Source organism: Streptomyces sp. NPDC045778 (assembly GCF_056431945.1).
Genome location: NZ_JBWKJZ010000007.1, coordinates 53697 through 71132, shown reverse-complemented (window position 1 = coordinate 71132; position 17436 = coordinate 53697). Strand labels below are relative to the sequence as shown.

The following is a 17436-nucleotide window of genomic DNA, read 5'->3' as shown; positions in this document are numbered from 1 at the left end:
ACGGGCAGGACCGGGGCCGCCACGAGGGGCCACGCCGGGCCGGGGCCGCCACGAGGGGCCACGCCGGGCCGGAGCCGCCACGAGGGCCCGCGCCGGACCGGGGCCGCCACGAGGGCCCGCCCACGGGGCACGCGCCCCGCGCGCGGGCATGACTCGTGTCACCGGGGCGGGGGGCGCGGCTGCGGGCACGCTCCCCGCGTCAGGGCACCGCGCCCGCCCGGGCCCGTACCACCGCGGGCGCCATGGAGTGCGGGAGCAGCCGCGTCACGTCGGCGGGCAGCACCAGGTCGACGTCGGCCTCCTCGTGGAAGCGGTACGGGCGGTGCGCGACGAGGCCGCCCAGATAGCGCCGGACGCGGGACAGCTCGGCGCGGACCGTCACCGTGCGGCCGGGGTCGCCGAACAGGTCGGCGGCCAGGCCCGCCGCGCTGCGCCCCGCGCGCTGCGTGGCGAGCAGGTAGAGCAACTCGGCGTGGCGCGGCGAGAGTTCGTGCGTCCAGCAGCCCGCGCTCCCGGTGACGGTGACCGACCAGCGGCGCTCCCCGCTGACGTCCACCACCACCCGGGTCGTGGCCGAGGTGGCGGCCACGGCGGCCTCGTCGTCCTCCACGCGGAGCAGCCAGCCGCCGGGCAGCGGCGCCACCGCGCACCGGCCGAGCGACGGCAGCCACGCCCGGCCGTCCACGAGGGACTTGGGCAGCGTGATCCGGTCCACCGGCGGCATGCCGGTGACGGCCGCCGTCCAGCCGTGCGCGTCCACCGCCACGGCGCGCCCGTCCAGGCGGGCGAGGAGCGGCGCCGCCACCGAGCGCAGCCGGTCGAGGGCCGTCAGATGGGCCTCGCGCAGCCGGGCCTCGGCGAGCTTGGCGACCGAGCCGACCAGGGCGAGAGTGGCCGGGTGCATGGTGTCCAGCGGTCCGCTGATGTCGACGACGCCGAGCAGCCGCCCGTCGCGCGGGTCCGTGATGGGCGCGCCCGTGCACGTCCACGGGTGGTGCGAGCGCACGAAGTGCTCGGCGGCGAAGACCTGGACGGGGCGCCGCGTGACGATGGAGGTGCCCACGCCGTTGGTGCCGACCACGGTCTCGCGCCAGTCGGCGCCGACGTCGAAGCCGTGCCCGTCGGCCATCTTGAGCACGGACTTGTTGCCCTCGCGCCACAGCAGCCGCCCGTCGGCGTCCGCGACCACCATGATGTGCTGCGCCACGTCCGCGACGGAGAGCAGCCCCTCGCGCAGCACCGGCAGGACGCTCCTGAGCGGCGAGGACTGCCGCCGCCGCTCCACCTCGTCGGTGCTCAGGACGCCCGTGCGGAAGTCCCGCTCGGGGTCGACGCCGGTCGCCAGCATCCGGTCCCACGACGCGCCGATGACGGGCCGCGGCCCGAACCTGGCGCGCTGCCCCGTGATCCGGGCGTCCCGCATCTCCAGGACCGCCCGGGTGGCCTGGGCCGCGTTGGCGGCGGCGAGCCGCTCCAGGTCGAACGTGGCGTGGGTGTTCATACCGGTTTCCTCCCGCACTCCGAGCAGGCCCACAGCGGGGACACGTACTCATCGTGCCCGTTGGGGCATGCCGAAGGACATGCTTCGGCGGTGTCGTTGAAGACCGGAGTTGCAACCCCCTGCAACTCTGGCGAACAGTCGTGCGGTGTCCAAAACTTGGCAGTACGCCGCCTCGCGCGGCGCCCGTCCCGACGGGGACCTGAAGACCGGGGGTGGTGCCGTGTCGGCGCAGCACCACCCCCGTGACAGGGCCGCTCAGCAGCCCGTGCCGAGCGTCCCGGGCCCCCGTCAGGAGCCCGTGGCCCCCCGTCAGAGGTGGACGGCCGCCCGGTCGACGACCGCCCCCAGATCCAGGCTGTGCGGCAGCGTGCCGAAGGCCGCGCCCCAGTCCCCGCCGAGCCGCGAGGCGCAGAAGGCGTCCGCCACGGCGGGCGGCGCGTGCCGCACGAGCAGCGCGCCCTGGAGCACGAGCGCCATCCGCTCGACGAGCCGGCGCGCCCGCCCCTCGATGCCCGCCAGGTCGGCAAGCTCGGTCAGCAGGTCCTTGATCGCCGCGTCCAGGCGGTGGTCGGCGCCGCGGGCCGCGCCCACCTCCTCCAGGAACGCGTTCAGGGCCAGCGGCTCCCGCTGGAGCGCGCGCAGCACGTCGAGGGCCTGGACGTTCCCCGAGCCCTCCCAGATCGAGTTCAGCGGCGCCTCGCGCAGCAGCCTCGGCATGCCCGAGTCCTCCACGTAGCCGTTGCCGCCCAGGCACTCCAGGGCCTCCGCGGCCAGGGGCGCGGACCGCTTGGTCACCCAGTACTTGGCCGCGGGCACCGCGATCCGCAGGAACGCCTGCTCGCGCTCGCTCCCGTCGTCGTACGCGGCCGCGAGCCGCAGCGCGAGCGTCGTCGCCGCCTCCGACTCCAGGGCCAGGTCCGCGAGCACGTTGCGCATGAGCGGCTTGTCGACGAGCTTGCCGCCGAACGCCTCCCGGTACGTGGCGTGGTGCACGGCCTGCGCCACGGCCTGGCGCATCAGCGCCGCCGAGCCGATCACGCAGTCGAGCCGGGTGGCCGCCACCATTTCGATGATGGTGCGCACCCCGCGCCCCTCGTCCCCGACCCGCCGCGCCCACGTCCCGTCGAACTCGACCTCGCTGGAGGCGTTGGAGCGGTTTCCGAGTTTGTTCTTCAAACGCTGGATCGCGAACGCGTTCCGCGAGCCGTCGGCCAGGACCCGGGGCACGAGAAAACACGTGAGCCCGGCCTCCGCTTGCGCGAGCACCAGGAATCCGTCGGACATGGGAGCGGAACAGAACCACTTGTGTCCGACGACCGTGTACGTCCCTTCTTCGGAAAGCGCTGTCGCGCGCGTCGTATTCGCGCGTACGTCACTTCCGCCCTGCTTCTCCGTCATTCCCATGCCGAAGAGCGCGCCCGCCTTCTGCGCGGCGGGCCGCAGCCCGTCGTCGTACACGGTGGACGTCAGGAGCGGCTCCCACTCGGCGGCGAGGGCCGGGTCGGTGCGCAGCGCGGGGACCGCCGCGTGCGTCATCGACACCGGGCACCCGTGCCCGGCCTCCACCTGCGTCCACACCAGGAACGCGGCCGCGCGCCGCACGTGCCCGCCGGGCCTGGTCCAGGCCGAGGTGAGGCCCGCCGAGACGGCCTTGCCGAGCAGCCGGTGCCACGCCGGGTGGAAGGTGACCTCGTCGACACGGTTCCCGTAACGGTCGTGCGTGTGCAGAACGGGCGGATTCTCGTTGGCGAGCGTCCCCCACTCCTGTGCCTGCGCGGAGCCCGCGGTGCGGCCGAGCAACGACAGCTCCGCGCGGGCGTCGTCGAGGAGCGACGGATCGAGATGACGTTCGACGCCTTCGGCCAGGGCCCGGTCGCACGTGAAGACGTCGTATCCCACCAGGGGCGGAGCCTGGTTGGTCACTGTGTGGGTGGTGGCTGCCATGCCGCTACGGTAAGGAGGTGCACCAGGCAAAAGAAACACCCGGGCGGCCACCGGGCCGCTGGAACCGGGCCCGCGCTCTTTACCGCGACGTCTCCAAGCGCAGGACCGCCTGGCTGCTGCTGAAGGACACCGTCAACTCCTGCATCGAGTACCGCGTCCTGGGGCTCGCGGCGGAGGCGGCGTTCTTCACGTTGCTGTCCGTGCCCCCGCTGCTCCTCAGCCTCATCGGCTTCCTCGCCTACGTGGACCGCTGGACCGGCGCCGACACCATCGAGAGCGTCGAGAACAACATCCTGGAGGCGTCCCGGACGATCCTGTCCGAGAAAGGCGTGCGTGAGATCGCCCAGCCGATCCTCGAGGACGTCATCAAGGTCGGCCGCCCGGACGTCGTCTCCATAGGGTTCCTCTTCGCCCTGTGGTCGGGATCCCGCGCCGTCAACGTCTTCATCGACACCATCACCGTCATGTACGGGCTCGACGGCGCCCGCGGCATCGTCAAGACCCGGCTGCTGGCCTTCGGGCTCTTCCTCGTCGCGCTGGTCATCGGCTCGGTGGCGCTGCCGCTGATGGTGGCGGGCCCGGACGCGGTGGTGAAGCTGGTGCCGGGCTCGACGACGGTCGTGCAGATCCTGTACTGGCCCGTGGTGATCCTGCTCTCCGTCGTCTTCCTGACCACGCTCTACCACGTGTCGGTCCCGGTGCGCTCGCCGTGGGCGGAGGACATGCCGGGCGCGCTCATCGCCCTCGGCATGTGGGTGCTCGGCAGCTTCCTGCTGCGCATCTACCTGACGAGCACGGTGGAGGGCCCCACCATCTACGGCTCCCTCGCGGCGCCGGTCGCCGTCCTGCTGTGGATCGGCGTGTCCGCCTTCGCCGTCCTCGTCGGCGCCGCCGTCAACGCGGCGATCGACCGCGTCTGGCCGTCGCTCCAGACCGCGGCGGCGCGGGCCGCGCAGGACCGGGTGAAGGAGGCCAAGGCGGCCGAACTCATCGCGCGGGCCGCCGCCGCGCGGGCCGAGGAGGACCCCGACGATCTCGACATGCCCTCGGAGTTCCCCGAGCGCTGGTCCCGCTTCCTGCCGCCGGACGACGTCTCGGGCCGCCTGAGGGCCCACCACGCCAAGCGGGACGACACGCCCGACCAATGACCGGGGCGGGGGCCTCAGAGGCGGGCGTCACGCTTTCCAGGCGCCGTCGTCCGCCGCCTCGCGTACGTACGCGGAGAATTCACGGGGCGCCCGCCCGAGCACCTCGCGCACACCCTCCGAAACGTGCGCGTTGCGCCCGTCCAGATTCGTCTCGAAAAGCTCGACCAGGAATTCCACTTCGCTTTCCGGAACTCCGAACTCGGCGAGCGCGGCACCATATTCCCGCGCCCCCACCGGCACGTACCCGAGCGTCCGCCCGGTCGCCGCCGAGATCTCCCCCACCGCGTCCCGGAAGGAGAGCAGCCGTGCCCCGCTCACCTCGACGATCCGCCCGGCGTACCGCTCCCCGGCGGTGAGCACCGCGACCACCACGTCCGCGATGTCCCGTACGTCGACGAACGGTTCGAGGACCTCCCCCGCGGGGAAGACCAGCTCCCCGGCCCGCAGCCCGTCGACGAGCGGGCCCTCGCTGAAGTTCTGCGCGAACCAGCTGGCGCGTACGACCGTCCATCGGGCCACCCCGGACTCCGCGAGCGACCGCTCCGTGGCGTGCGCCTGCTCCTCGCCGCGCGCGGAGAGCAGGACCAGGTGCCGTACGCCGAGGTCCGCGGCCCGCCGGGCGAGCGCGCCCACGGCGTCCGCGGCGCCAGGCGCGCCGACGTCCGGCAGGTAGGTGAGGTAGGCCGCGTCGGCGCCGCGCAGAGCGTCGTCCCAAGTAGAGCGTTCGTTCCAGTCGAAGGGGACCTCTCCGGAGCGGGAGGCGGCCCGCACGGTGAGACCCGCCTCCCGCGCGGCCCGCGCGACCCGGCTCCCGGTGCGCCCGGTGGCCCCGGTCACGAGGACCGTCAGGGCGGAGCCGGTGGCCGGGTCGTCCGTCGTGTGCTGCGAGTTCGTCGTCATGCCCCCAGTCAACTGCCGCCCGCGCCGAGCGGACATCCGCAAGGAACTCACCCCCATACGCGTGCGTCTACGCTGCCCCCATGGACGTACTCGCAGGCTTGTTGGAGGGCCCGCGCGCACGGGGGGCCTTCATGATCAGGGCGTGCTTCGAGCCGCCGTGGGCCGTGCGCATCGCGGACGAGGCGCCGGTGTCGGTCATGATCATGGTGCGCGGCGACGCCTGGATCGTCCCCGAAGGACCGGCGGGGCCGGCGGGACCGGCAGGACCGGCGGGCCAGGGCGGAGGCCCGGCCCTCCCGCAACTCATCCGCCCCGGCGACGTGGCCATCGCGCGCGGCCCCGACCACTACCTCGTCGCCGGCGAGCGGGACACCCGGCCGTTCGCGGAGATCCGGCCCGGCCAGGCCTGCACGCCCCTCAACGGCGCGCCGGACGGCCACTACACGCGCTTCGGGACGCGCGAGTGGGGGCAGCCCGGCGGCCCGGTCCAGATGCTGATCGGCACGTACCAGATGCAGGGCGAGATCACCGCGCGGCTCCTGGACGCGCTGCCGCCGCTGCTCGTCCTGCCGACCGAGGTGTGGGACTGCCCGCTCACGCCGTTCCTCGCCGAGGAGATCGGCAAGGACGAGCCGGGCCAGGAAGTGGTCCTCGACCGCCTGCTCGACCTGTTGCTCATCGCGGCCCTCCGCGCCTGGTTCTCCCGCCCGGAGGCGGCGGCCCCCGCCTGGTACCGGGCCCTCGGCGACCCGGTGGTCGGCCCCGTCCTGCGCCTGCTCCAGGACGAGCCCGCGCACGCCTGGACGGTGGCCTCGCTCGCCGCGAAGGCGGGCGTGTCCCGGGCCGCGCTCGCCCGCCGCTTCACCGGCCTGGTGGGCGAGCCCCCGATGACGTACCTGACGGGCTGGCGGCTCGCGCTCGCCGCGGACCTGCTGCGCGACAGCGAGCAGACGATCGCGGCGATCGCCCGCAAGGTCGGCTACGGCAGCGCGTTCGCGCTGTCCAGCGCCTTCAAGCGGGTGTACGGCGTCAGCCCGCAGGAGCACCGCACGGGCGCGGCGTAGCCTGGAGGCCATGACCGCGGGGGAGCGAGGCGAGGGCGCCGCCGGGTACGCCGAGCGGCCTTCACCGCTGCTGCCCGGCGCCGTCGTGTGGACCAAGGCCCCGGGCCCCGAGGGCGGCGGCCCCGCCGTCCTGCCCGACGGGTGCATGGACCTGCTGTGGACCGAGGGCAGGCTGTTCGTCGCGGGACCGGACACGCGCGCCCACGCGCCCGGCGCCACGGCCCCCAGGCGGTACGCGGGCATCCGCTTCGCCCCGGGCACGGCCCCCGCACTCCTCGGCGTCCCCGCGCACGAACTGCGGGACCTGCGCGTGGACCTCGCAGAGCTGTGGAGCGGCGCCGAGGTCCGCCGCCTGACCGCGCGCGTGGACGCCGCCGCCGACCCGCTGCTCGCCCTGGAGCGCGTCGCGTACGAGCGCGCGGCCCGGGGCCCCGCGCCCGACCCGCTGCTCGCCCGCGTCGTGGCGCACCTGAACGCGGGCCACGGGGTCGCCGACACGGCCGCCGCCGTCGGGCTCGGCGCCCGGCAGCTGCACCGCCGCGCGCTGCCCGCCTTCGGCTACGGCCCCAAGACGCTGGCCCGCGTACTGCGCCTCCAGCGGGCACTCGCGCTGGCCCGCTCCGGCCTCGGCCAGGCCGGGACGGCCGCCGCAGCGGGCTACGCGGACCAGGCCCATCTGGCCCGCGACGTCAAGGAGTTGACGGGGAGCCCGCTGGGTCCGCTCCTGCGCGCCGAGGGGTAGCGCCCCGAAGGGGCGCGGGGCTCTGCTGCTGTGCGGCTCCGCCGCGCGGGCGCGCCCAGCCACGACGAACGCGCGGGTCACGCGAACAGATCAACCCCGTTCCCGTCCGGGTCGAGCACCACCGCGTACCTCTGGCCCCACGGCGCGTCGAACGGCTTCAGCTCCGAGCGGTACCCGGCGCCCACCACCTCCTCGTACACCGCGTCCACCCCCTCGGACGTACCGCAGTGGAAGGCCAGTCCGAGCCGTCCGGAATCGGCGGGAGGCCGCCAGCCGGGGTGGAAGGACCGGATGGTGTCCTCCGTGTCGAAGGCCACCCGCAGACCGCCCGGCAAGGTGGTCTCCACGTGCGGCGACTCCTCGGAGCCGGCCTCGAAGACGAGGCCGAGGCGGCGGTAGAAGGCGAGCGAGGCCGCCATGTCGGAGGTGACGACGCCGATCAGATCGAGCCGGGGCGTGACCTGGGGTGTGTTGCTTTCGCTGTTCATGCCGGGAGCGTAGGCGGCGCCCCCGCGCGCGGTCTTGAAGGAAACGGACACCACGGTCGGTCCTCTCTCAGCGGCCCGGTCCGGCCACCGAGAAAGTGAGGGCGAACTCTGCGAACGCCGCCCGCAGTTCGTACTGCGGCAGCACACCGGGGCCGCACGACTGGGAGCCGATGCCGCGCTGCCCGTGGTCCAGGTGCACCCACAGCGTGTCGCCCGGCACGAGGTCGGTGCGGTGCGTGGCGGCGTCCAGTTCCTCGGTGCTCCACGGGCGCGCCGTGAACCAGAACGCCGGATCGCCCACGATCCGCAGCCCCGGCCCGTCGAAGCCCGGGCGCAGCTCCGCCCAGCGCACGTCCGCGCGGGCCCCGTTCTCCTGCGGCCGCAGGTACGGCGTCTGCATCTGCTCCACCCACGACGACCACCGCCCCATCCGGGCGGCCGTGCGCGTGTCCGGGTACGCCTCGTCCGCGCTGCCGAACCAGTCCGCGCGGCGGTACGCCGCGGGCAGCCCGAGCCGCACGCCGAGCCGGGGCAGCGGCACCTCCCAGTCGCCCTCCGGCGTCACCGACACGGCCAGGCGCAGGGCCGCGCCGTCGGACGTCCAGCGGTAGACGGTGCGCAGCGCCAGGTCACGGGCGGCGGGCGCCACCCGGGTGCGCACGGTCAGCGCGTCCCCGTCCACCTCCAGGCCGTCGAGCCGGTGCCGCATGCGGTGCAGGCCGAGCGCGCGCCACAGCGGGCCGTAGCGGGTGTCGGGCTGCCAGGGCGCGCCGTCGTCGTTGTCGGTGGGGGCCCGCCACACGTCCAGGCGGGGCGCGGACATCAGCGTGAGGTCGCCGATGCCGCGCAGCTCGCCGGTGCGGACGTCGAAGCGGCCGGGCCCGAGCGTCAGGTCGTAACCGCGGCGGCGCGGCCGCTCACCCGTGGCGACAGGCACGGGCGGGCGCGCGGTGACGGGGAAGTCGGCGAACGCCACCGCGTGGTCCAGGGCCGTCCAGTTGGTCTCCTCGCAGACCAGGGCCGACAGGTGCAGCCAGGTCTCGGCGTCCCGCGCCGTGGCGGGCGGTTCGGGCAGCTTCAGCTCGACACTCTCGCCGGGCCCGAGGTCGGGCGGCACGTCCAGGGGCCCGGAGACCGACAGGGCGTCGCGGGCGGGCGTACCGTCGAAGCCGTCGGAGTGGTACGTCCACTCGAACGACAGCTCCGAGAGATCGGCGAAGTCGTACAGGTTGGTCACCCGGACCGTGCGGGCGTCCGCGTCGTAGGCGAACCGCACCGGCTGGATCACCCGCTTGTACTCGGTCAGGCCCGGCGACGGCCTGCGGTCCGGGAAGCACAGGCCGTCGCAGACGAAGTTCCCGTCGTGCAGCTCCTCGCCGAAGTCACCGCCGTACGCGTAGCCGAGCGCCGGGTGCTTCAGGCCGTGGTCGGCCCACTCCCACACGAAACCGCCCTGAAGCCGCTCGTACGTCTCGAAGAGGCGCTGGTAGTCGCTCAGGCCGCCGGGGCCGTTGCCCATCGCGTGCGCGTACTCGCACAGGATGAAGGGCAGCGCGCGGCGCGCCTCGGGGCCGCCGTCCTCGCGGCGGCCGATCCGCTCGACCTCGGCGTGGTCGGCGTACATGCGCGAGTACATGTCGGTGTCCGCGCACGACGGGTCGCCCTCGTAGTGCAGGAGCCGCCCCGGGTCGCGGGCGCGGATCCACTCGGCCATGGCGGTCAGGCCGCGGCCGGTGCCGCACTCGTTGCCGAGCGACCAGATGACGACCGAGGGGTGGTTCTTGTCCCGCTCGACGGTGCGGGCCGCGCGGTCGAGGAGCGCCGGGGTCCAGCGGTCGTCGTCGACCGGGTTGCCGCGCCACTGCCGCGTCGTGAAGCCGTGCGTCTCCAGGTCGCACTCGTCGATGACCCACAGGCCCAGCTCGTCGCACAGATCCAGAAAGGCCGGGTGCGGCGGGTAGTGGGCGGTGCGGACCGCGTTGATGTTGTGCTGCTTCATCAGCCGGACGTCGGCGCGCATGGTGTCGAGGTCGACCGCGCGGCCGGTCTCCGGGTGGAACTCGTGCCGGTTCACGCCGCGGAACAGGACCGGGCGTCCGTTGACGGTGATCAGCCCGTCCGTGAGGGCGACCGTACGGAACCCGATGCGCAGCGGCACCCGTTCCCCGGGCGTGGTGAGGACCCCGTCGTACAGGCGTGGCCGCTCCGCCGACCACGGCTGTACGGCCACCGTCACGCTCTCGCCCGTGGCGATGTCGATGCCCAGCTCCGGCACGGTCACGCGCCCCGCCACGTCGGACTCCACGCGGAGCGTGCCCGTCCCGTCGCGATGGTCGTACGACGCGTGCGTGAAGTGGTCGCGCACGGCGCCCTCGGGCCGGTGCAGCAGCGTCACGTCCCGGAAGACGCCCGGCAGCCACCACTGGTCCTGGTCCTCCAGGTACGACCCCGACGACCACTGGTGCACCCGCACCGCGAGCACGTTGTCGCGGGGCCGCAGCAGGGCGCCCACCGCGAACTCGTGCGGAAGGCGGGACCCCTTGAACTCGCCCAGGAGCGAGCCGTTGAGCCACACCCGGGCGCAGGACTCGACCCCGTCGAACCGCAGCGTCACCTCGCCGCCTGCGGGCCAGTCGCCGGGCAGGTCGAAGCAGCGCAGGTGGTCACCCGTCGGATTCTCGGTCGGCACCCGTGGCGGGTCCACGGGGAACGGATACAGCTGATTGGTGTAGATCGGCGTGCCGTGGCCCTGCAACACCCAGTGCCCGGGCACCACGACCTCGTCCCAGGCCGCCGCGTCGAACCCGTCGGCGGCGAACGACTCGTCCTCGACAGCGGCCCCGGGCGACAGGCGGAACCGCCAGCTTCCGTTCAGCGAGAGCACGGCGGCGTCCGACCCCGCGTACCACGCACGGGGCGGCAGACCGCCGGAACCGGGGGACACGTCCTCGTGGTAAGGGAGCTCCATGGCTCCATCAGAACGCGCCGAGCCGGGCCTACTCAATCATTTCGCCCCGGGCGTTGTTGGATTTCTGCCGGGCCGCTTGGACGGGCCAAGGGGCGGTGACGGGTGGGTGGCGTGGTGGGGGCGGAGGGGTGGCGGGCGCGTGGCGGCCAGGGGGCGGCGCGGCTGCTGACCGACCGGCGGCGCTGGCCGCGATCACCACGGCCCCGGCGCGGCACGAGGAAGGTCCCGTCCGGGCTGCCTGGTGGTTGCTCGATGCACGGAAAGGCCGTTGGCTGGTTTCCTGTTTCCTCTTCTCATTGGAAACAGGAAACACCTTACATCTCGGCCGCTTCTGCGGCATGCTGCTTTCGCACATGGGCCCCGGCTTCCGTGTCACCGAGTCCTTCCTCGTGCGCGGGGTCGAAATTTCCATGCAGCATCATAGAGTTCTTGCCGAGGCGATCTTCGATGTGCTCAGTCGCACTGGTCAAGTCGATTCGGTCGCTGCCGGCGCATCTCGATGTGGAGGTATATGGCCCGTGAAGGAAGAAGCTCGTGCCTTTGGTAGTGAACTCCGCAAGAGGCGGGGTGAGCAGGGGTTGGGACTGAACGAGTTCTCCCGTCTGATCTCCTACAGCAGGGGTCATCTCAGCAAGGTGGAGAGGGAAGAGGCGGTGGCGAGTCGACCTTTCGCCGAGGCGTGCGACGACGCGTTGCGGGCGAATGGCGAACTGCTGGCCCTCATGGAAAGAGAAAGAGAGAAGAGAATGAGGGGAAATAGCGCACAGGGCCTTGTCGGGATACCTGCTTCGCCCGCTCGCTTCGTCGGGCGCTCCGAGGAACTCGCTCGCCTTGCCGACTACCTAACCGATGAAAACACGGGCGGTGTATGCGTGCTCAGTGGCATGGCCGGAGTGGGCAAGACAGCCTTGGCGCTGCGAGCGTCCCGGAGCGCGGTGTCCTCCTTTTCCGACGGATGCTTCTACCTGGACTTCGAGGAAGAATCGTCAGGCGGCATGCGGGACGTCCTCGACTCTTTGCTCAGGCTGCTCGGAGTCCCCGGAGAGCAGCTGCCCTCCCGGCCGGACGCACTGGCCAATCTCTGGCGCAGCCGCATCCGCGGCAAGCGCCTGTTGCTGGTCCTCGACAACGTCCGCAGCGCGGCGGACATCACTCCGCTGCTCTCGGACGAGCCCGGCTGCAAGTTCGTCGTCACCAGCCGGAAGCGCCTGGGGTCCCTCGACGTCGCGGTGCACTTGCCCGTCGGGCTCCTGAGCGGCACCGAGGCCGGACGGCTGTTCCGTGCGCTCGGCGGTGAACGAGCGGAGAGCGCTGAGGACCACACGGTCCGCGCTGTCATCGAACACTGTGGCCGGCTGCCGCTGGCTCTGCGCATTGCAGCCGCCCGCTTCCGCAGCACTCCGATGTGGACGCTGCCGGAGTTCGACGAAATGCTGTCCCACGAAGCCCATCGCCTCGAACTCCTCGACGACGGGGATCGCAGTGTCATCGCCACCCTCACAGTGTGCTGCAACGGGCTGACCGCAGAGCAACGCCGCATGCTCGCGCTCCTGACGTTGCATCCAGGAGCGAGCGCAGACGTGCGCGGTGTCGTCGCGCTGACGGGCCTGTCGCCGACGCGTGCCGCTGTGCTGATGGACGGCCTCGCGGACATGCATCTGGTGGCGTACGAGCCGTCCGGCCGCATCGCGACACACGATCTCGTGCGGCAGTTCGGCCGGCACGTCCTCCTACCGGAGGTGACGACGGAAGAGCGGCACGATGCCGTCCAGCGCCTGCTTGTCCACGGGCTCCGCTTCGCCGTTGCTGCCGACAAGCTGCTCACCCCACAGCGGTATCGACCGCCGGTCCTTCTCGACGACTTCCCCGCGCAAGTGGCTCCGTTCGACGACCGGCAGGCAGCCGTCTCGTGGCTCGAGGCGGAGTGGAGGTCCCTCGTGGCGCTGTGCCGCACGGCCGCTGCACACGGCCTGCATTCCCTGTGCTGGCAATTGGCCTTCGCTCTAAGGGAGTTCTTCTTCCTGGCGAAGTTGTGGGGCCCGTGGATCGAGACGCATCGGACGGCGGTCGAATCCGCCAGGGCGGCGGGCACCCGGGCATGGCTCGCCATCAGCCTGGGCAACCTCGGTGTCGCTCATGCGGACCGGGGCGATCTGACCGTCGCCGTCGACTGCTACCAGCAGGCCTTGGCCCTGTACCGGCAGCTGGGCGACGAGCACGGTGTGGTCAACACCATCTCCAACTTGGCTTGGGCCGAGATGTATTTGGGGGAGTACGGCAAGTCCCTCGATGGCCTGCGTACGGCCCTGGCGCACTACCAGCTGCTGGGGAACAAGCGCAACGCGGCGATCGCGCTCCGCGGCATCGCCTTGCTGGAAGCGGAGTTCGAACTCTTCACCGCCGCGGTCGAGCATGCTCAGGAGGCGCGTCGGGAGTTCCACGACCTCGGACTCGAACTGGACGTCGTGATGTCGGTGAACTGCGAGGCGTGGGCCCAATTCCGATCGGGTGACCATCAAGCCGCCGGTGCCACGTACGAGAAGGCCCTGACGTTGGCCAGGAGCTGCGGCAGCCGCTACGAACGAGCGCGTGCCCTGACGGGCCTCGGCAACATCCACCAGGCGTCGGGCAACCGTCAGGGGGCGCTGGAGCTCTGGACCCAGGCCGATACCTGGTACGGCGGACTCGAACCCGTGATGCTCGGAGAAGCGCGTGTCCGGCTGGCCTCCTGACGCGGTAACCGCGTTCCCAGGGGCACACCCGGAGCAGCTGGCGGCAGCGGTGCTGGCAGGGCTCAAGGGCCTCCGCAAGGGCTTCGGCATCGACGACGCCGGTGCGCCGGCCCGCGCCGGCCATGCCCTGCGCCACATCGCCGGAGCCGCGGACGGCGATGGTCCGGTGGCGCAGCGGGCCAAGCTCCGGGCGTGCCTCCTGGCGTTGATCGCCAGGTTGCCACCGGACACGGGTGCCCTCGCCGGTGCGGCCCTGGGCCTGGACGGTCCCGGAAGCGAGCGGTTCGGGCAGCGGCTCGGGCGCATCGCGGCCCGGCTCGACCGCGAACCGCGAACCGCCCGTCGCTATGTGGACGCGGCCCTCGGGTGCCTGGCGGAGGCGGCTGTGGTGACTGCTCCGCAGTACGCGTCCCGGCCCCGTGGGCGCCTACCAGGAGGCAGTCGGCCACACTGCGCAGGTCCACGGGCCCCCTTGCGCATCGCCGGACGCCTTCCCTGCGCCCGGCCTACTGTCCACCACGCGTCAGCAGTCCGAGAGCGGGAAGGGCCCCCGGAGGCCGCCCTAGTGGGCATCCTCCAGGGCGGTCGCCGCGGCGGCGAGCACCACGCGGTTGACCTCGCCGTCACCGCCGGCGCAGTCGAGGACGAGGGCGGGGTCGGCCGCGACGATATCCGCGGGCGAGGCGAGCCCGGACCGGGCAAGAGCCAGGTACACGGGCCGGAGGAGCGGGGCCTTCGCGTGCCAGGCGATCGGCGCCAGGCCCTCAGGGATGCCGAGTTCGAGCTGGACGGGGAACGTGTCGGGCAGGCTGCCCAGGTCCGCAGCCGGGTGGACGTGGAAGGTGATCTCGATGACCGTCGCCATCACGTCGGCGGCCCGCTGCACGGCGTGCCTGACCGGGCCGGGGAACCCCGGCCGCGTCTTCTTCTGCGGGTCGCTCATCGCGCGCTCGACGTCGGCGAGTGCGACGCCGTCGGCCCACATCAGGCAGGCGATGCTCCGCCGCGCGCGGCCGATGCCGACGCCGCTCCTGCGCGGTGTGCTCAGGAGATGGGCGAGCACGGGTTCGGCGGCACCGCGGTCCCTGAGCTTTGCGGCAAGGCGAGCGTGCTCCTGGTACACAGCACGGGGCGGCCAGTTGAACCGGATGTCGTCCAGCTCGGAGGTCAGCTGTGCGGCGCATACCAGCGTGGCGCGGTTGATCAGGTCGGCCGGCACGGCACCCAGCGCCGCGGCCACTGCTGCGACGGAATCGACGCCCAGGCCACTGCGGACCGCGAGCTCGCCCAGGTCCGTCAGTGCGACGGAGCGCAGCAACTCGTCCTGTCCGTGCGACGTTTCCCGCAGGAAGCCGGTGGCGACAAGTTCGCGCACCATGCGCCGGACGTCTGCCTCAGGGAAAGGCTCCGGCCAGCTGTTCACCCTGGCCTGGTGCGCGGCGAACGTGGCGGCCAGGAACCGTTCGACGTCCGGCCCCGAGCGGCGGCGGACGAGCGCCGCGGGCTCGGCGAGCGCCGAGAGGACCACGGCCCGCACATCGGTGGAGGGAGTGAGCATCGCAGACCGCACGTCCTCGGGCTCCCCCTGAACGTACCGCTGCCACTTCTGATCGGCATCGGCGGCGCCCCGGGTCAGGATGATGGCGCGTCCGCGCTGCCGGTCCTTCCCCGGGGCGAGTCGCCCGGCGCGGCCCGCCATGTTCTTGTACTCCGAGACGGAGTACGGCCGACTGTCCGGCGGGGGGTGCTCCAACTCGTCGACGACGACGGAGCCCGCAGGCAGGTTGACGCCCTGAGCCAGCGTCGACGTGGCGACGAGCACCCGTACCTGGCTCTCCGAGTCGGCGAAGGACTGCTCCAGCAGGCGGCGCTCCTCGGCTGTCAGGTCCGCGATGTGGAAGGCCACCCCGCCCGCCAGAGAGGTGTACAGCAGCTCCGTCGCCCGGCCACCGTCGCTGCCGGCCAGGGCCTCCAGCGCCGCATCGGCGGCGGGCAGGCCGAGGGTGCGGGACAGGTCACGGGCAAGGGTTCGGGCCTCCCTGCGCGTGGACCGGAAGACGATGACCTGTTGCCCCATGCCGACCAGCTTGCTCACCAGGCGTATCACCAGCCGGTCGGCCGTGGCGGTCTCCGCGGTGTCTGTGCTCCGGGCGGGCTCCAGGAGCTGCTCGACCGCCTCGTTGCCCTGTTGGTCCCGGTACCGGTAGCGGCCGTCCGGACCCATGACGCCTTCGAGGAGTGGGGCGTTGCGGCGCGTGGTTGTGATGAGGTTGGCCCGCAGCCAGCGGGCGAACTCATCTGGCTTCCCGAGGACGGCGGACAGCCCGACGAGCTGCGGCGTGTCAATGATGCCGTCGCGCACCCGCAGCCAGGTGAGCAGGGTCTCCAGCAGCGGACCACGCTCGGGCAGCATGAGGGACTGGATCTCGTCGAGCACCAGGACCCCCGCGCTCAGCAGGTCCGGGCGTTTGGGCAAGAGCCCGATGAATTTCTCGTAGGTCAGCACGGCGAGTTCGAAGTCACCGCTGATCAAATCGGGCATCTGGTCCCGCAGTTCACCCGTGGCTCGGATCACTCTGAAACCGAGCGGCCCGTAGAGATCCCGGAACTTTTCGTACTGCTCGTTGACCAGCGCACGTGTGGGGAGCAGAAAAACCGCCTTCTTCCCCTGGGCCACGGCGCGCATGGCACCCAATTCGCCCACCATCGTTTTCCCCGTCGACGTCGGCGAGCTGACAAGGACGTTCATGCCTTCCAGGAGAGCGCCTTGGTTGATGGCGTCAATCTGCAGTTGGTTAAGCTTTTTGATCCGGCCGTTGCCCCAGGCCTCCACCACGGGAGCGGGAATGTTGTAGGCCGTGAGTGAGGAGAGTTGCGCGGTGACAGGATCCGGCCGATGAGCGTCCGCTGTGTCGTGGTAGCGCTCACCCTTGGTGAAGACGTTGAACGAAATGTTCGAGATGCTGCCGCCCAGGACGGGCTCCTGTGTGACCTGGGTCCGTCCATTCCGGTGGGCACTGACACTCATGGAAACGTAATGAGCCAACTTGAGGATATAGATCCTGCCACCGTCGGCGACGCCGGGAGCGCCGAGCAGGCCCTGGATCAGATAGTGGCTGAGCAGGCCGTGACGGAACTTCTGCTCCTCGAAGGCCTCCTGATCCCGGCCGGAGGCGGCGATGACGACGTGTCCGGCCTTGCGCAGCTCGTCTATCCTCCGCATCGCCGAGACCGAGCCGTCGCGGCTCGTACAGGTGTCCTGGGGCACGTGCAGGACCTTGTCCGCAGCGTGCCCGGAGAAGCAGCAGTCGAGTACCAGAAGCAGGGAGCTCGCCCGGATTCCGCGGGTCAGTTCGGTGAAGTCGTCAAGTGAAAAAGAGGTTTCGGAGAGGCGGTCTGCTGCGGTGTCGCAGGTGGCCAGGGCGCCGCCAGGAATGCCGTGCCCGGAAAAGGAGATCACGACGAAGTCCGCGTCCGTGCTGGTTTCGGCCAGGTGACGCATTTCCGCGACGAATCGCTCCTTGGTGGCCTCGCCGTTGAGGAGGAGCGTCGCTCGCCCGTCGAGGTTGTCGCTGAACAGAGCGTGCAACACGATGGCATCGCGCTGCGCGTATCGCAAACGATTGAAAGGGGTCTCGTAATGATCGATGCCGACGAAAAGCCCGTGAAACGTCATCCCGATTCCTAAGATCGCTCGATGTCGGGGCATTCTTTTGCGGCCCGTAAGGGGCAGAGTGGACAGCATGGTACGCCAGTCCGTTGCGGTGAGTCGGCGATTCTCCAGAACTCGGTTCGGGCGCGGATCAGAATCAAAAGAGGGGCATGACATTGGGTAGTTCGCGTGGAGTTGACGACGTGCCCGGTGAAGGGGTTCACGTCCACGTACGTGTCCGTCCTGCTGACATTCGGCAGAACGAGAAGCGGTGCCCGCAGGGGCTGGCGCTGAAGA

General features: G+C 71.7%; 10 protein-coding genes. 4 read left to right on the top strand and 6 right to left on the bottom strand.

What is annotated here, in order from left to right:
- Window positions 1–199 precede the first annotated feature (199 nt).
- Window positions 200–1501 (bottom strand): GAF domain-containing protein, encoded by a 1302-nt coding sequence (locus AC07GB_RS11295; protein WP_478843917.1) that lies wholly within the window; start codon window positions 1499–1501, stop codon window positions 200–202.
- Between the two features lie 309 nt (window positions 1502–1810).
- Window positions 1811–3445, bottom strand: coding sequence for an acyl-CoA dehydrogenase family protein (locus AC07GB_RS11290; protein ID WP_478843915.1), 1635 nt, complete (start codon window positions 3443–3445; stop codon window positions 1811–1813).
- A gap of 17 nt (window positions 3446–3462) precedes the next feature.
- On the opposite strand from AC07GB_RS11290, the gene AC07GB_RS11285 reads away from it, so the two are divergent.
- The gene (locus AC07GB_RS11285; RefSeq protein ID WP_478843913.1) at window positions 3463–4593 is read left to right on the top strand and encodes a YihY/virulence factor BrkB family protein; all 1131 of its coding nucleotides are present in this window, start codon (window positions 3463–3465) and stop codon (window positions 4591–4593) included.
- Between the two features lie 27 nt (window positions 4594–4620).
- Here AC07GB_RS11285 and AC07GB_RS11280 read toward each other — a convergent pair whose 3' ends face one another.
- Complete coding sequence (locus AC07GB_RS11280) at window positions 4621–5493, bottom strand: NmrA family NAD(P)-binding protein (RefSeq protein WP_478843911.1); 873 nt, start codon at window positions 5491–5493, stop codon at window positions 4621–4623.
- A gap of 80 nt (window positions 5494–5573) precedes the next feature.
- Between AC07GB_RS11280 and AC07GB_RS11275 the strand changes: the two genes are divergently transcribed.
- Together AC07GB_RS11275 and AC07GB_RS11270 are read left to right on the top strand one after the other, a co-directional pair.
- Window positions 5574–6557, top strand: a complete 984-nt coding sequence (locus AC07GB_RS11275; protein WP_478843909.1) for an AraC family transcriptional regulator — start codon at window positions 5574–5576, stop codon at window positions 6555–6557.
- A 10-nt stretch (window positions 6558–6567) separates the two neighbouring features.
- Entirely contained in the window at window positions 6568–7299 is a 732-nt protein-coding gene (locus AC07GB_RS11270) for a helix-turn-helix domain-containing protein (protein ID WP_478843907.1), read from the top strand.
- A gap of 77 nt (window positions 7300–7376) precedes the next feature.
- On the opposite strand, the gene AC07GB_RS11265 is transcribed toward AC07GB_RS11270, so the two are convergent.
- Both AC07GB_RS11265 and AC07GB_RS11260 read right to left on the bottom strand, forming a co-directional pair.
- Complete coding sequence (locus AC07GB_RS11265) at window positions 7377–7787, bottom strand: VOC family protein (protein ID WP_478843905.1); 411 nt, start codon at window positions 7785–7787, stop codon at window positions 7377–7379.
- Window positions 7788–7854: 67 nt separating this feature from the next.
- Window positions 7855–10755, bottom strand: coding sequence for a glycoside hydrolase family 2 TIM barrel-domain containing protein (locus AC07GB_RS11260; protein WP_478843903.1), 2901 nt, complete (start codon window positions 10753–10755; stop codon window positions 7855–7857).
- Between the two features lie 128 nt (window positions 10756–10883).
- Between AC07GB_RS11260 and AC07GB_RS11255 the strand changes: the two genes are divergently transcribed.
- Window positions 10884–13487: an ATP-binding protein gene (locus AC07GB_RS11255; RefSeq protein WP_478843901.1), complete on the top strand. Its 2604-nt coding sequence runs from the start codon at window positions 10884–10886 to the stop codon at window positions 13485–13487.
- A gap of 562 nt (window positions 13488–14049) precedes the next feature.
- On the opposite strand, the gene AC07GB_RS11250 is transcribed toward AC07GB_RS11255, so the two are convergent.
- Window positions 14050–17163 (bottom strand): DEAD/DEAH box helicase, encoded by a 3114-nt coding sequence (locus AC07GB_RS11250; protein WP_478843899.1) that lies wholly within the window; start codon window positions 17161–17163, stop codon window positions 14050–14052.
- Window positions 17164–17436: the final 273 nt, after the last annotated feature.

Excerpts from the sequence above, each read along its gene's own strand:
- AC07GB_RS11280 (WP_478843911.1), bottom strand. The coding sequence starts at position 5,493 with ATGACGACGAACTCGCAGCACACGACGGACGACCCGGCCACCGGCTCC.
- AC07GB_RS11295 (WP_478843917.1), bottom strand. The coding sequence starts at position 1,501 with ATGAACACCCACGCCACGTTCGACCTGGAGCGGCTCGCCGCCGCCAAC.
- AC07GB_RS11270 (WP_478843907.1), top strand. The coding sequence starts at position 6,568 with ATGACCGCGGGGGAGCGAGGCGAGGGCGCCGCCGGGTACGCCGAGCGG.
- AC07GB_RS11275 (WP_478843909.1), top strand. The coding sequence starts at position 5,574 with ATGGACGTACTCGCAGGCTTGTTGGAGGGCCCGCGCGCACGGGGGGCC.
- AC07GB_RS11250 (WP_478843899.1), bottom strand. The coding sequence starts at position 17,163 with ATGACGTTTCACGGGCTTTTCGTCGGCATCGATCATTACGAGACCCCT.
- AC07GB_RS11290 (WP_478843915.1), bottom strand. The coding sequence starts at position 3,445 with ATGGCAGCCACCACCCACACAGTGACCAACCAGGCTCCGCCCCTGGTG.
- AC07GB_RS11260 (WP_478843903.1), bottom strand. The coding sequence starts at position 10,755 with ATGGAGCTCCCTTACCACGAGGACGTGTCCCCCGGTTCCGGCGGTCTG.
- AC07GB_RS11265 (WP_478843905.1), bottom strand. The coding sequence starts at position 7,787 with ATGAACAGCGAAAGCAACACACCCCAGGTCACGCCCCGGCTCGATCTG.